Origin of the sequence: Piscibacillus salipiscarius (assembly GCF_042685285.1) — a bacterium.
Classification (GTDB): domain Bacteria; phylum Bacillota; class Bacilli; order Bacillales; family Alkalibacillaceae; genus Piscibacillus; species Piscibacillus salipiscarius.
Window position 1 is genome coordinate 1 of record NZ_JBHUMZ010000044.1, and the last position, 14,523, is coordinate 14,523.

The 14,523-nt window shown below is 38.4% G+C and carries 18 protein-coding genes, 1 riboswitch and 1 other annotated feature; of the genes, 5 read left to right on the forward strand and 13 right to left on the reverse strand.

All coding sequences use genetic code 11. The features are described 5' to 3' along the window. Window positions 1–449: 449 nt before the first annotated feature. A complete protein-coding gene (locus ACFSW4_RS12430; protein WP_054754891.1) occupies window positions 450–758 on the reverse strand; it encodes a rhodanese-like domain-containing protein in 309 nt (102 codons plus the stop codon). A 134-nt stretch (window positions 759–892) separates the two neighbouring features. After that, complete coding sequence (leuS, locus tag ACFSW4_RS12435) at window positions 893–3,304, reverse strand: leucine--tRNA ligase (protein ID WP_377329645.1); 2,412 nt, start codon at window positions 3,302–3,304, stop codon at window positions 893–895. Between the two features lie 340 nt (window positions 3,305–3,644). Next, window positions 3,645–3,860, reverse strand: a binding site (T-box leader). Window positions 3,861–3,977: 117 nt separating this feature from the next. On the opposite strand from leuS, the gene ACFSW4_RS12440 reads away from it, so the two are divergent. After that, window positions 3,978–4,541, forward strand: coding sequence for a tRNA (mnm(5)s(2)U34)-methyltransferase (locus tag ACFSW4_RS12440; RefSeq protein WP_054754892.1), 564 nt, complete (start codon window positions 3,978–3,980; stop codon window positions 4,539–4,541). An 8-nt stretch (window positions 4,542–4,549) separates the two neighbouring features. Here ACFSW4_RS12440 and ACFSW4_RS12445 read toward each other — a convergent pair whose 3' ends face one another. Genes ACFSW4_RS12445 through ACFSW4_RS12460 form a run of 4 tightly spaced genes read right to left on the reverse strand, consistent with a single transcriptional unit; the run spans window position 4,550 to window position 7,228 of the window. Further along, window positions 4,550–4,897 carry a DUF3221 domain-containing protein gene (locus ACFSW4_RS12445; protein ID WP_054754893.1) on the reverse strand — a complete coding sequence of 116 codons (348 nt, stop codon included), beginning with the start codon at window positions 4,895–4,897 and terminating at the stop codon, window positions 4,550–4,552. A 12-nt stretch (window positions 4,898–4,909) separates the two neighbouring features. Then, complete coding sequence (locus ACFSW4_RS12450) at window positions 4,910–5,317, reverse strand: NUDIX hydrolase (RefSeq protein ID WP_377329648.1); 408 nt, start codon at window positions 5,315–5,317, stop codon at window positions 4,910–4,912. Between the two features lie 31 nt (window positions 5,318–5,348). Beyond that, window positions 5,349–6,425, reverse strand: coding sequence for a tetraprenyl-beta-curcumene synthase family protein (locus ACFSW4_RS12455; RefSeq protein WP_377329650.1), 1,077 nt, complete (start codon window positions 6,423–6,425; stop codon window positions 5,349–5,351). Between the two features lie 11 nt (window positions 6,426–6,436). Then, window positions 6,437–7,228: an alpha/beta hydrolase gene (locus ACFSW4_RS12460; protein WP_054754894.1), complete on the reverse strand. Its 792-nt coding sequence runs from the start codon at window positions 7,226–7,228 to the stop codon at window positions 6,437–6,439. Window positions 7,229–7,368: 140 nt separating this feature from the next. Continuing rightward, window positions 7,369–7,451: riboswitch (cyclic di-GMP riboswitch) on the forward strand. A gap of 38 nt (window positions 7,452–7,489) precedes the next feature. Between ACFSW4_RS12460 and ACFSW4_RS12465 the strand changes: the two genes are divergently transcribed. Genes ACFSW4_RS12465 through ACFSW4_RS12475 form a run of 3 tightly spaced genes read left to right on the forward strand, consistent with a single transcriptional unit; the run spans window position 7,490 to window position 9,051 of the window. Beyond that, the gene (locus tag ACFSW4_RS12465; RefSeq protein WP_377329652.1) at window positions 7,490–7,861 is read left to right on the forward strand and encodes a response regulator transcription factor; all 372 of its coding nucleotides are present in this window, start codon (window positions 7,490–7,492) and stop codon (window positions 7,859–7,861) included. Window positions 7,862–7,879: 18 nt separating this feature from the next. Beyond that, the gene (locus tag ACFSW4_RS12470; protein WP_054754896.1) at window positions 7,880–8,407 is read left to right on the forward strand and encodes a gamma carbonic anhydrase; all 528 of its coding nucleotides are present in this window, start codon (window positions 7,880–7,882) and stop codon (window positions 8,405–8,407) included. Beyond that, window positions 8,404–9,051: an HAD hydrolase-like protein gene (locus ACFSW4_RS12475; protein ID WP_377329654.1), complete on the forward strand. Its 648-nt coding sequence runs from the start codon at window positions 8,404–8,406 to the stop codon at window positions 9,049–9,051. The genes ACFSW4_RS12470 and ACFSW4_RS12475 overlap by 4 nt, the downstream gene beginning before the upstream one ends. Before the next feature lie 56 nt (window positions 9,052–9,107). Here ACFSW4_RS12475 and ACFSW4_RS12480 read toward each other — a convergent pair whose 3' ends face one another. The 6 genes from ACFSW4_RS12480 to ACFSW4_RS12505 form a co-directional block, all read right to left on the reverse strand. Next, complete coding sequence (locus ACFSW4_RS12480) at window positions 9,108–9,389, reverse strand: hypothetical protein (protein WP_054754897.1); 282 nt, start codon at window positions 9,387–9,389, stop codon at window positions 9,108–9,110. A gap of 77 nt (window positions 9,390–9,466) precedes the next feature. Continuing rightward, window positions 9,467–9,664: a hypothetical protein gene (locus ACFSW4_RS12485; protein WP_377329656.1), complete on the reverse strand. Its 198-nt coding sequence runs from the start codon at window positions 9,662–9,664 to the stop codon at window positions 9,467–9,469. A gap of 61 nt (window positions 9,665–9,725) precedes the next feature. Next, window positions 9,726–10,484 carry a serine hydrolase domain-containing protein gene (locus ACFSW4_RS12490; protein WP_377329658.1) on the reverse strand — a complete coding sequence of 253 codons (759 nt, stop codon included), beginning with the start codon at window positions 10,482–10,484 and terminating at the stop codon, window positions 9,726–9,728. Between the two features lie 104 nt (window positions 10,485–10,588). Beyond that, window positions 10,589–11,092, reverse strand: a complete 504-nt coding sequence (locus ACFSW4_RS12495; protein ID WP_377329660.1) for a hypothetical protein — start codon at window positions 11,090–11,092, stop codon at window positions 10,589–10,591. Window positions 11,093–11,142: 50 nt separating this feature from the next. Next, window positions 11,143–11,952, reverse strand: a complete 810-nt coding sequence (locus ACFSW4_RS12500; RefSeq protein ID WP_377329662.1) for a pentapeptide repeat-containing protein — start codon at window positions 11,950–11,952, stop codon at window positions 11,143–11,145. Between the two features lie 27 nt (window positions 11,953–11,979). Next, window positions 11,980–12,270, reverse strand: a complete 291-nt coding sequence (locus ACFSW4_RS12505; RefSeq protein ID WP_054754901.1) for a MazG-like family protein — start codon at window positions 12,268–12,270, stop codon at window positions 11,980–11,982. A gap of 104 nt (window positions 12,271–12,374) precedes the next feature. Between ACFSW4_RS12505 and ACFSW4_RS12510 the strand changes: the two genes are divergently transcribed. Then, a complete protein-coding gene (locus ACFSW4_RS12510; protein ID WP_377329664.1) occupies window positions 12,375–12,545 on the forward strand; it encodes a hypothetical protein in 171 nt (56 codons plus the stop codon). Between the two features lie 29 nt (window positions 12,546–12,574). Here the strand turns inward: ACFSW4_RS12510 and asnB are convergent, their stop codons facing one another. Continuing rightward, complete coding sequence (asnB, locus tag ACFSW4_RS12515; protein WP_377329666.1) at window positions 12,575–14,485, reverse strand: asparagine synthase (glutamine-hydrolyzing); 1,911 nt, start codon at window positions 14,483–14,485, stop codon at window positions 12,575–12,577. Between the last annotated feature and the right edge of the window lie 38 nt (window positions 14,486–14,523).

A 14,523-nucleotide genomic window follows, 5' to 3' on the forward strand; every position in this document is an offset into this window, starting at 1 on the left:
TAAATCGTTTTTGACTCGCCAATCCGAGTAAAAAACGTGAATTGACTACAGGCTATTTTGTTTAGTTTTCAAGGTTCAAATGTCGGTCGCCTCAAAAAAGCGACTCAACAAATATATCATGGAAGGTAAACAAAAGTCAATAACTTTTTTAAATGAATTTTCAATTTAAAACCTTCCATATCTATCGGCAACAATTAATATATCACATTTTGATGTTAAAAGTCAATATTTTTGTTATCCGAATTTGTGTTGTCGTTTTAGGGCGACAAGTGACATCATAATACGAAATGTATTACTTCGTCAATAGCTAATTTAATATTTCTTAAGGCGCCGCTTCAAAAGCGACAAGATATATAATATTACGCACAAGCATATAAGTCAATAGTTTTTTCTATATTTTTTAATAAGAATCATACTTGTCGCTTACTGCAGGCATTTAAACAACTAACTTAAGCGATCACATCGCCTTTCCACTCTAGCATGCCGCCTTTTAAGTTATGAACGTTGTAGCCGTTTTCTTGTAAATATTGAGAGGCATTATAACTTCTGCGACCCGAACGGCATACCATGACGTACTCTTTATTTTGATCGAACTCATCTAAACGCTCAGGAATCGAACCAAGAACAACATGCTTAGCTCCTGGAATCATTCCTCCTGCTACTTCTTCGTCTTCACGTACGTCTACGACTTCATATTTCCCTGAATCAAGGTCTTGTTCTAATTGTTCTGGTGTGATTTCGCGAATTTCTTCACTCATCATGATTCTCCTCTCTATCTCTATGTATTTCCATCATATATAAGTTATTTTATCTATGTCAATTTAGACAATTGAAAAACGCCCCAAACGTTTGTCGTCTGAGGACGTTGATATAGTTTCTACTAATTATATTATTAGTTGGCTACAATGTTGACTAATTTTCCAGGAACAACGATGACTTTTCTAACCGTTTTTCCTTCGATCCATTCTTGGACGCGTTCATCTTTAAGAGCTAGTTCTTCTAGTTCATCTTTAGAAGCTTCTTTAGGTACTTCCGCACGTCCGCGAACTTTACCCATGACTTGAAGTACGATCTCCACAGTGTCTTCAACAAGTTTGGATTCATCATATGTTGGCCATTCTTCATAAGTAATCGTACCTTCATGCCCAAGCAGTGACCAAATCTCTTCAGCCATATGCGGTGCTACTGGTGATAGCATCTTGATAAAACCTTCTGCATATTCGCGTGGCAGAATTTCATTTTTATAACATTCATTTACAAAGACCATCATCTGTGAAATTCCAGTATTGAAATGAAGATTAGCAAAATCTTCGGTTACTTTCTTAACCGTTTCATGATAAACCTTCTCTAGATCGCTACTAGCTTCATCTTGGATGCGGGAAGATAGCTTATCATCTTCAACATATAGTCTCCACACACGATCAAGGAAACGGCGTGCCCCGTCAAGACCATTTGTACTCCACGCTACAGATGCATCGAGTGGTCCCATAAACATTTCATAAAGACGAAGTGTGTCTGCACCATGAGAATCTACGATATCATCAGGGTTTACAACGTTACCTTTTGATTTACTCATTTTTTCATTACCTTCACCAAGAATCATACCTTGGTTAAAGAGTTTTTGGAAAGGCTCTTTAGTTGGTACAACACCAAGGTCATAAAGAACTTTGTGCCAGAAACGTGCATAAAGCAGGTGAAGGACGGCGTGTTCTGCTCCTCCAATGTAAAGGTCTACTGGTAGCCACTTTTTAAGTTTTTCTGGGTCTGCCAGCATGTCATCATTATCTGGGTCGATATAACGTAGGTAGTACCAACAGCTTCCTGCCCATTGTGGCATTGTGTTCGTTTCAAGGCGGCCCTTTTTACCTGTTTTAGGATCTGTGTACTCAAGCCACTCCGGAATGTTCGCAAGTGGTGATTCACCTGTACCAGACGGTTTAATTTGATCTGTTTCAGGTAGTTCTAATGGTAGCTCGCTTTCGTCAAGAGCTGACATCGTTCCATCTTCCCAGTGCACAATTGGAATTGGTTCGCCCCAATAACGCTGGCGGCTAAATAGCCAGTCGCGTAGACGATAAGTCGTTTTGCGAACACCGTGGCCATTTTCTTCAAACCAAGCGATTGCTTTTTCAATAGCTTCATTTTTGTTAAGTCCATTTAAGAAGTCTGAGTTTACAAGCGTACCGTCTTCTGTGTAAGCTTCTTCATCGATATTTCCACCTGATACGACTTCGACAATTGGTAGTTCAAACTTCGTCGCAAATTCGTAGTCGCGTTCATCATGTGCTGGAACGGCCATAATAGCTCCTGTCCCGTAAGTCATAAGCACGTAGTCGGCAATCCAAATTGGCATCTTTTCACCATTAGCTGGATTTATAGCATAAGCGCCCGTGAACACGCCTGTTTTATCTTTTGCAAGATCGGTACGCTCGAGTTCACTTTTGGTTTGAACGTCATTCATATATTGATTGACCGCTTCACGCTGCTCATCCGTTGTAATGTCTTGAACAAGTGGATGTTCTGGTGACAGCACAGCATAGGTCGCACCAAAAATCGTATCTGGACGAGTCGTGAACGCTTTAAAGGTATGGCCTGTATCTGCGATTTGGAATGTGATTTCAGCGCCTTCTGATTTTCCAATCCAGTTGCGCTGCATATCTTTAAGGCTCTCAGGCCAGTCAAGTTCTTCAAGATCTTCAAGCAGGCGGTCCGCATACTCGGTGATTTTTAGCACCCACTGACGCATTGGCTTACGAACAACTGGATGCCCACCGCGTTCACTTTTACCATCGATGACTTCTTCATTTGCTAGAACTGTTCCTAGTGCTGGGCACCAGTTAACGGCGACTTCATCCATATAAGCGAGTCCTTTTTCGTACATTTTGACGAAAATCCACTGCGTCCACTTGTAGTAGTTTGGATCCGTCGTATTAATCTCACGGTCCCAGTCGTATGAAAAGCCAAGTGATTTAATTTGGCGTTTGAATGTCGCGATGTTTTGTTCAGTAAATTCAGCAGGGCTATTCCCTGTATCTATTGCATATTGTTCAGCTGGTAAGCCGAACGCATCCCAGCCCATTGGATGTAAAACTTCGTATCCTTGCATCCGCTTCATGCGGGATACAATGTCTGTTGCTGTGTAGCCTTCAGGGTGACCGACGTGAAGGCCTGCTCCTGATGGGTATGGGAACATGTCTAACGCATAAAATTTCGGTTTATCCGAATCGGCGTTGGTTTTGAATGTTTTATTGTTTTCCCAATAGGTTTGCCATTTTTGTTCAATGCTTTGATGATCGAACGCCATATAAACTCCTCCTAAAATTTTAGATTCCACTTCTGAATATATAAGGCTGTTTTAGGTTTACTAACGGCGGACGCTTTCCGTGGGCACGGCTTCAACTTCCTAAAACTCACTACATTCGTTTTAGGGGATTTTCAGCTCGTGCTGTTCCCGCGACGAACTGGACGTTCTAGTGTCGGCGTTGGTCACAAATGCTACTTGCATTACCTCTTTGCTTAAGTTTGCGCCGAGTAATCGCAGGCGCAGGACGTGACCGCTTTTAGCCGACCCGGAGTCGCCGCCTTCGCTTACCATTTTTAATTGAATAAAACAACCTAAACTAAAAAACTCCCACCCCAACCGTAGTTGGGACGAGAGTATTACCCGTGGTACCACCCAAATTAGTACAATAAAAGTACTCACTTGAAATCCTTAACGCGGATGAATCGGTCCATCTTACTTCGGTTCAGATGGTCAACTTCAAAGGCGAGTTCAAAAGTTGTAAGGATAGCTCGCACCAACCGCTACCTCTCTGAAAAGCTTACAGAGCTCTTTACTACTCCTTCATTAACGTCGGACTATTTTAATTTAATACATATTCTATGCAATGAACTGGTAAATGTCAACTTTTATTTTATATTATTAACCAATGTGTCATGATATTATAAGTATGAACTTTTATTAAAGGAAGAGATCAATGAAACAAATCATTCCATATGCGCACAGTTTATTAGAAGAAACTATTACAGAAGGCAATATTGTTGTTGACGCCACACTCGGAAATGGGCACGATAGTGTGTTCCTAAGTGGGCTCGTTGGAGAAAGCGGGCTTGTTTACTCTTTTGATGTTCAGGAGGAAGCGATCCGGCAGTCGGAAAAGCTTTTTGCCGAACACGATGTACATAATGTAACGACAATTTTTAACGGTCATGAAAAAGCTGGCGATGAACTCCATAAAAGACATGTAGATTCCATTGATGGATGCATTTTTAACCTAGGCTTTTTACCTGGCAGTGATAAGGCAGTCACGACTAGTAGTGAGACGACGATCCAAGCAATCGAGCAACTTTTCTCTATGCTAAAACCTATGCGGTATATTGTCATTGTGATATATCCTGGGCATGAGGAAGGTCAGGCTGAAAAAGATGCATTGCTAAATCACTTAAAAATCTTCCCTGCTAAAAAAGCGGATATCATTCGTTATCAATTGGTCAATCGAAGTGATCGGGCGCCATTTGTGGTTGCGATTCATAAAAAATAGGTAGGTCATCACTGCACAATTTGTACTTTTTCCGCTTCGGCTTGACCAGGATACGATGCATCCATTCCATCATATCTCACCCGAATATGATCACCTACATCATACTGAGAGCCCGAGTCCACTTCGAACCAAACAGCATCAGGTGGGTTCTCTACCTCTAATAAGGATGCTTCATTCATAGACGTTGCCTCATCTTTAGTCAACCCTGCTACGACAAGCACTCTAGAACCCTTAATCTCTATTATGTGACCATCAAACACGTTAGATTGATGAGGGTCTAATTCTTCATTTGTAATCTCTGAGCACGCTGGCAGGAACAACGCCAGTATGAACATAAGGCTACTAATTGTTTTCATAAATATCCTACCTTATGATTGTAGTAAGTATCTAGCACCTGAAAAGTTAAGTAACCGAGAGATTCCTTCAGGATGATAAGGCATTAACCGATCGCCTTCCTCTAAATCAACCCATTCTACTTTGAGAATATTTTTTTCATTTGGAATGACCTCTGGAGTTTTTATAATTTCCCCTCTAAATGTAAAAAAGTGAACATGGTTTCCATCCATAAACGCCTCATTTATAGCAATGACTTCATGAACCTCAACGTCATAGCCTGTCTCTTCTTTAGCTTCTCTTATGGCTGCATCCGTTAACGTTTCTTCCTTTTCAACAGCCCCGCCTGGCAAGGACCAGGATTTGTTTCTGTTTAATACCATTAAAACTCTATTCGTTTCTTCATCAAATAATAGCGTATATGCAACGTCAACTCGCTTCATTTACACACTCCCCATTCATTGAAACATTTTTTTACTCGCCTAACCCTTTCTTCTTCTTCCACTTTCGATATGCTCGTCCGTTCATAAAAATCATCTGAGCTTTCATCCCGCTATGGCGAAGAAGGTCTTTCCTATTCCGTTCGCCGTCATGAAGCTCATCTGCTTTCAGGTCCGATAAGTATAAGCCGACTAGCCCTGACACAATTAGCTGGTGGAAGTCAGAGTCAGGGAGTTTTTTCGTCGACATCCTGCTGCCATCGATAAAAAATTTTAACCGTTCTATCGTTTTATGTTCGTCTTCATAGTAATGACAGAAATTCAAATCGCCTTCCTGTTCATCTTCATTCTGATCAATGTAGTAATCCAGTAAAATATGTAGCCCTTGCATGTAAGGAAAATAAGCCTTCATAACCTGTCCGCTATAATCGTAACCGTCTAGTGCATATGAAATGATAGAAAAAATGCCAATTGTCGAACCTGTCACAGCAGAAAACTCATTCCACAAAACAAATTCGTGCTCATTCTCTTCATCGTACCAACCTGTGAGCCTCGGCACGCGTTCATCGAGCTTGACGTGTTTATGAACTTGAAGATCGATATACAACTGTGCGAGTCGTCTGACAGCTGGGTAAACACGCTCATAATTCGGGATTTTTTGAACAACCTCCTGACAAGTATCAACTAATGAAGCTAAATAACCACCATCATCCTGATCTTCTCTAAGTTCGTAATAATTCGGATGTTCATTTACAGGTTCATTTAAAATGGCATTGAGCATCGAATCATGTAAACGTCTGAAGTCATCAGGATCCATCGATGTACTGCGGTCGCAAAGGTTGTCTAAATAATCACTGATGGTCTGATAAGCCACAATAAACTTGACCGCTTCTTTCCACCGACTCTTAGCCAAAGTTGCATAGATCGCCCCGCCTTCACAGTGAAAGGTTTTCGTATCAATGCTTGCTTTTGCCTGCTTGTTCAGTTCGTCATTTGGTACGCGTTCGGCAAAATTCTCCCAACGGTTTAAGTTGGTTCGAACTTCGGGAAAGATATGTCTGTAACATGTGAAAAGTAGTTTTGGCAACGTTTTCGGGACATTAACTGACAACGTAAATCCTCCTATACTGAATCTTCATTTAGGTGTTGATCTATAAATGAGATAACGTCTTTTAAAACCAACTCTCTCTCTGGTTCGTTTAAAATCTCGTGGTAAAGTTCTTCATAGATTTTAATAGATTTATCGGAGACATCGATTGAGTTAAACCACTCTTTAACCGCTTCAACATCGACTAAGTGATCATCCCCACCTTGAAGTAGAATCGTTGGAATGTCTGGGTATTTATGAATCTTTTTAAATGCGAGCGCAATAGCCCTTTCAAATTCATGATACCAACGAACGGATACTTTTCTTAAAAACAATGGATCTGACACATCATGGGCTTTATATCCTTCGTTACGTGTTGCCATATCTGATCTAACGCCCGTTTTAAAACGAATAGAAGGAGTTGCGACATTGAGTAATTTTGATGCAAAATAAACGGGTCTAGCTAAACCATTCTTCATCCCTAAAGCTGGTGAGGATAAGATAATACCATTTACATCGGTTTGATGCTGCTGAACCGTACGAATGGCCGTCAACCCGCCCATACTATGACCAAACAAAAAGACTGGAAAGTCATACTTTTTGGCTTCATCAATCCAAGATAAAACGGTTACGATATATTCAGTAAATGATCTGATATGTCCGCGTTTACCTTTGGTCGTCCCTTGACCAGGTAAATCACCAGCTACGACATGAAAACCGAAATGATTAAACCGGTCAAAGAGCCATTCATACCGCCCTGCATGCTCAAACGCACCGTGTACAGCAACAATTACTCCTTTTGGTTGATCAGCGTGTTTTACAATCATCACAACTCCCCCTATTTTCACAAAAATATCATTAATAACATATTAGCATAATTCACTAAAAGAATAACAACTTGATACTTTCAGCAATTTTATGAACAAAACTTGTCGAAATGTGTTCTTTATCCTAAGAATATGGTACTATATTTTAAAGGCAAACCTTATGAAAGTAAGGGACGCAAAGCCACGGGCCTACGGAATCTACTATGGTAGCCGGGTTGCAATCACTTCTAGTGTTTGCAAAATAGAAGGAGTGATTTAAATATGTATAAAATTTTAATCGTGGATGACTCAAAGTTTATCAGACAAAGCATCAAGAAGACTTTACATAATTCGTCAAAATATCAAGTTGTATCAGAAGCTTCGAATGGAATTGAAGCCTTATCCATCTACCGCAAGTTAAAGCCAGATGCGGTGACGTTAGACCTAACCATGGATCGGCTTGATGGTTTTAAAACATTATCATTAATGGTCAAACTGTATCCAAATGCGAAGGTTATCGTTTTTTCATCACTTTCAAGTAAGTTTAGTCAAACGGAATGCTTTAAGTTGGGAGCTAAAGATTTTATTGCGAAACCTAATTTTAATCTACTACCAAATGCACTCGAACAAATATTTGAAGGACAAGCGGTATAACTAAAGGAGGCACACACCATGATCCTTCCTTATAAAGGACAATATCCAAAAATAGACGAAACAGCTTATATCTCAGATGATGTCGTCATTTCTGGTGATGTGACGATTGGAAAATATAGTAGTATTTGGTTCAAAACCGTCATTCGCGGAGATGTGTCGCCTACTTACATCGGCGATCACGTCAATATTCAAGATCAGTCGATGTTACACCAAAGTCCAAACCAACCGCTTATTTTAGAAGATGGCGTATCAGTGGGACACCAAGTGTTACTGCATTCAGCAATCATCAGAAAAAATGCGTTAATCGGGATGGGTACGACGATTTTAGACGGGGCTGAAATTGGCGAAAATGCTTTTATCGGTGCAGGAAGCCTTATCCCACCAGGTAAAAAGATTCCGCCTAATACACTTGCGTTCGGCCGCCCTGCCAAAGTCATTCGTGAGTTAAATGATGAAGATTATCAAGAATTAGAGCGCGTTAGAGAAACTTATATTGAAAAAGGACAAGTCTATAAAAAGCTACAAGACCAAGGAGATACACCATGACTAAAGCTGTCATTTTTGACATGGATGGGACGTTATTTCAAACAGATAAAATTCTAGAGCTTTCATTAGATCATACTTTTAACTTCTTAAGGTCTCAGAATAAATGGGTTAATGAAACGCCAATTGATCAGTACCGTAACATCATGGGCGTTCCATTGCCTAAAGTGTGGGAAACGTTATTACCTGATTTCACTATTCAAGAGCGTGATCAAGTAGATGCTTACTTTCTAGAACGGTTGATTGAGAACATTCAGCACGGTAATGGTGCACTTTATCCTAATGTTGAAGAAATTTTTAAAGAATTAACCGATCAAAACGTTCGAATTTTCATTGCTAGTAATGGTCTAACGAAGTATCTTGCAGCAATTACGAACTATTACCAATTAAACCGATGGGTGTCTGAAGTTTTCAGTATTGAACAAATCGATTCTTTGAACAAAAGTGATTTAGTAAGTAGTATTGTTCAGAAATATGATATCTCGAAAGGTGCCGTAGTAGGTGACCGGTTGTCTGACATTCTAGCTGGGAATGACAATGGGTTAACGTCAATCGGATGCAGGTTCGATTTTGCTAGAGAAGATGAACTATCGAAGGCTGATTATGTGATTGATGATTTAGCGGAAATTAAATACATAGAGATCTGAAGGCGTTTGGGAACTGACCCAATCGCCTTAAATATTTTCAACGAAATGTTTTGTTTCTATAACATCCCACGCGGTCCATTTATATGTTTCATCTGCTCCGTATGATTATCTTGGTCAATTTCTTTAGTATTAGTTTTACTCCTTGCTCTCTTGTTATAATCAGGCTTTAGATTATGCTTCTTATGAAAGCGATCCACAATAAACGATATCACGTATAGACCACCAAAAACGACTAATAGAAACGTCCACAAAGTTAAAGCATTCAATGACGTTAATATAAATAAACAAGCAATAATCACGCATAATGTAATAACCACTGGTACCCAAGTTCTAGGCATACACATTCTCCTAAAGTATATTAATAATTGTTCAAAATACATTAATCTATGTTTCAAGATGCGACCTTCACTTATTTTCATGATTTCATAGACATAGCAAGTCGCATCGCTAGCCGCACAGGAATTGCGGGGTTTTCCATTTGATTGACATCTCCAATAAAAAACATATCCTTTTCTGGATAGTAAAATGCTAGGGAACCTGTTGATCCAGAATGACCGATTAACTCACCTTTTCCCATAAAAAGTGTTGCAAGACCATCTAGTGGAATTTTCATATATCCCGCGCTGTAATGAATAGGAAGCATGGAAGCCTGTAATCTATTATTTACTTTAAGTTCATGAAAGATCGTGTGCCTTTATAAACACCATTAACTCACGAGCCGTTGAAACACCACCGCCACTTGCACGAATGCTTCTTAGTAATTTTGGGCGGTATAGGGCAGTATCTCTAAAGTAAACATATGGGATATAATCATCTTCACCTTTTGGTAGATAAGTATTTTCAAGTCCTAAAGGATCGAAAATTAATTCTTTAAATACGTCATCCAATGTTGAATTAGTAACTATTTCAACTATTCTTCCGAGGATTTCAAAATTTATATTTGCGTAATGAGCCCTTTTACCCGTTCCAGGTGCAAAGTGTGGTTTGATATCCTTCGTCTTTAATATAGTGTCATTAAAATTGGTCTGCACATCTTCATAAATTGCACGTTTTTTCGACTCTTTACTACCCTCTTCAATGACATCTCTCAAACCACTTGTATGAAACAATAAGTTTGAGAGAGTAATTCTATTAGAATAGTCTCGACCTTTATAAACATGAAGATTCCTTAGTGTTTCCTCATCTAAATATCTTGCTATTTCATCATCAAGTTGAAGCTTCCCCTGCTCTCTCAATATAAAAATACAAGTGGTTGTGAAGAGCTTTGTGATACTAGCCATTAAGAGTGGCGTATCTACATTTTTACCACCATACCCAAAGCTGTATGATACATCTCCAGTAGAGTTTTCTACAAGAAGAACAAATTCATGTATTCGCTTTTTCTTTGTAACGTTGTCGAAAATTTTTTGGACCTTTTGTTTTTGGATATCCATATATATCCCTCCTCCCTTTCTAGTTCAACTTATGCCCATAAACGTACTATGCGAGTTCGCCTCAATGGTTTAAGTGAAATTCTTCGCTAGAAACATTAATTTTTTTAAAATAGAAAGAACAGAGCGAAAAACAACAAGAGCGTCCAAATATAAGAAATATGTACTGACTTATCATTTCGTTGCGTGAATTGATGCCTTTTATGTTCTATTGAAAAAATAAAAAGGAAAATCAAAAACAGAAAATAAATTAAAAATACATAAAGTAGTGATCGCCATTGTTCTACCCAAGCCATAACAGGCCCAACAGTTCCACCTATTAAAAATAAAATGACAGATAAAATTCCTACAGTAACACATATCTTTGGCATCTTAGCCCAGATCGAATGGTTAAGTAAACTTTTTCTTTTTTTAGACTCAAACAAAAAAATGAGATAAAAACACGTTATGACTAAAGCCATAATAAGAAAAGTAACAAATGCAGAGTTTATAGCAGACCAACCGTTAGGTGAATGTTGAATAATTCTTATTTCATTTATATATTCTAAAAACCACATCTGAAAGAAAATTAAAAATAACATCAAGATTTGATATATTGTCCACTTTTTCATAATTACCTCCTATCTCATTAGATCTTGTAATCACAACAACAGTAGGATAATTATCTAATCCAATGACCTGGTCTCTCTAAATAACTTGGTAATTTAGTAGAACCATCACCAATCGCTGAATTGATTTGAGACTGCGTAAGAAAGAGAACATCCCTCAAGTCAGCACCACATAAATCTGCGTCTCTAAGGTCGGCACCAATAAAGTCAGATCCTCTCAAGTTACTATGACTTAAATTTGATGCAATCATTAGTTTCCCGCGGAAGTCTTCGCCTTGTAGATCTAACCCTTTTAAATTAGCTCCTAATAAATGTGATCTATCTTTCAATTTCCTTTTGTCTTTTTTACTCCAGTAAGCTCTATACATTTCACTTGACTCTACTAACAAATCGTTCACTTTACTTCTATGTGCCACGATATCTATTTTTATAATCTCATATGGTTTTTTTATAGTAAGTTCAAATGTTTCATCATAAACCTTTTGCAAACGACTTTGGATCGATTGTGTTTCGACTAACGTAAGAGTTTGCTCTAGATACCAAAGCATCTCATGCAGTTGTTGAACAAGAGGAAATACAGTAAACATTTCTTCTGCACGTTCAGCATCTTCACGCCAATCTTTGCCATTATAAAGTGATTGTGAAACGTGTTGACCGGCTCCAAAACATTCATAAGAAACACAACCTTGAAAGCCCTTCTGCCTCAATTGGTCGTGTATCGCACACAAGTTATTTGAACATAAATGACGGCATGGATCTCCACCATTTTTGTTAAATGGAAAGTCAGCAGATTTTCCATAAGGCAATGCTACACAACATAATCCAAAACAATTACTACAATCCGATTTAAAGTCAACAGACATTACTAGGCACTTCCCAAAAATAATATTTTAATTTATTTTACTTTCCCATTTTCTAAGTTTTTGACTGAGTAGTTTTTGTAACTCATCCTCATCACTAATTTGATAGAACAACGACAACGTAACGAGTAATACATCCACACATTCTTCTTTCACATCCTCCAGGTTTAAACCTTTATATCCGCTACCACTTGCTTCTTGATAGGATAGTACGGCTTGCGCTGTTTCACCCGCTTCTTCTGCCAATTTCAGTGCCATTTGTTCGATTGTCTTTGGTTCTCTTTGGCTTAATTGCTGAATCTCATTTAATAAGAGTTCCATATCACCACTCCTTAATCACTACCTAAATGTTAACACAATATTCCAAAAGAATATGATAAAATTTAAATTATTCTAGGAGGATCACCCGAGTAAGGAGTGAATGTATGACGTCAATTAGAATCATGATTTTTGGTTTAAGCTTAATGATTTTCGGCTCAACTATTGTTGAAGGTACTTCTAGTCAGAACTTTTTTATCATTATTGGATTTTTACTAAATATTATTGGGCTAATTGCAGCCATCCCGAATAATAGCTCAAATAAAAATGAGCATTGAGTTTGTTTCTTACTCAATGCTCATTTCCCTTATGATGACATCCTTTGTTGCGTAAAGCTTTGATCTTGAACGAGGTCTTCTTGTTTGTATACACCTTCTACAAAAATTTGGTGCCATAGCATAAACATTAAGACAGTCCAAATTTTTCTGCTGTAATCTAATTTTCCAGCGCAGTGTTGATCCAGTAAATTAAGGATGTACGTTTTATTTAACAAATGGTCTGTCTGGCTATCTATAATTAGATTGCGCGCCCAGTCATAGAGTTCATGTTTTAACCAATGACGGATGGGTACTGGAAATCCTAATTTTTTACGATTTAAGACGTGTTCTGGAACGATTCCTTGAACCGCTTCACGTAAAATGGATTTCGTCGTTCCGTTCGCAATCTTATAGTCAACTGGTATTTGGCTTGCGACGTTCATAACTTCTTTATCTAAAAATGGCACGCGTAATTCTAATGAATGAGCCATCGTCATTCGGTCGGCTTTTAGTAAGATATCTCCGCGCATCCAAGTATGCATATCGACATACTGCATTTGTGTGACAGGATGTTGATCTGCCACTTGTTCATATAAAGGCTCCGTAATTTTTTGATATGGAAATGCGCTGTTGTAAGTTTTAAGTAATGAAGATTTTTCTGCTTCTTCAAACATTTTTGCGTTACCAATATATCGCTCGTTTAACGGTGTTGTTCCTCGCATTAAAAAGCTTTTGCCTTTAACCCCTTCAGGTAATACATTCGCGACTCTTCCAAGAAGATCTTTAGCTGGTTTAGGAATCGAGTTAAACACTTCAAGAGACTGTGGCTCCCTGTATATATTGTATCCGCCGAATAATTCATCTGCCCCTTCACCAGATAACACTACTGTTACGTGTTTACTAGCTTCGCGGCTAACAAAGTAAAGAGGTACACAGGCTGGGTCAGCTAGTGGATCATCAGCATGCCAAATAATTTTCGGTAGTCTTGATACGAATTCATCTGGAGTAATCGTATAAGAAATATTTTCTACACCTAATGCTTCAGCTGATTCTTTAGCTACCTCAACCTCTGAATACCCATTTCGTTCAAAACCAACAGAGAACGTCTTAAGACCAGGATTCACCTCTTTTGCGAGTGCGACCATGATCGTCGAATCAATACCTCCAGATAGGAATGAACCCACCGGAACGTCACTACGCATATGCTTATTCACAGAGTCTACTAATGAATCTTGAATATTAGAGATTAGCTTCTGTTTTTCCATGTTAACTGGTTTAAAATCAACTTGATAGTATTTATGAAAAACTGGCGTCTCACCTGGATTGAGCTTAAAATAATGACCAGGCTCAACTTTATAAACGTCTTTCGTTAACGTATAAGGTTCAGGCGCAAATTGAAAGCTTAGATAGTGCTGAAGACTTTCCACATTAAGTTCGTGGTCATCATTCATTAAACTAAGTAAGCATTTTTTCTCAGATGCAAAGTAAGTCCCTTCTGGTTTAGTTGAATAAAATAATGGTTTAATACCAAACGGGTCCCTTGCTCCAAACAGGACTTCTTCCTGCTTATCCCATATTAAAATTCCAAACATCCCTCTAAGCTTATTAAAGGCTTCCTCACGATGTTTAGAAAATAACGCTAAAATCACTTCTGAATCAGATTCGGTTGAAAACACGTAACCTTCTTCTATTAATTGTTCTCTTAATTCTACATAGTTATAAATCTCACCATTAAACACCATCCAATATCGCTCATCTTCATAGGATAATGGTTGGTGCCCACCTTCTAAATCAATGATACTTAATCTTCTAAAACCAAATGATACATACGAGTCAACATAATAACCTTCATCATCTGGTCCTCGATGAGTCATTAATTGATTTGCGCGCTTTAGCTTTTGTTTAAAAACGTCCTTCGGTTCACTAGGTACTTTATTTACTAGTCCAATAAAACCGCACACAGACAACACTTCCTTATAAAGTCATATTAAATTCATTA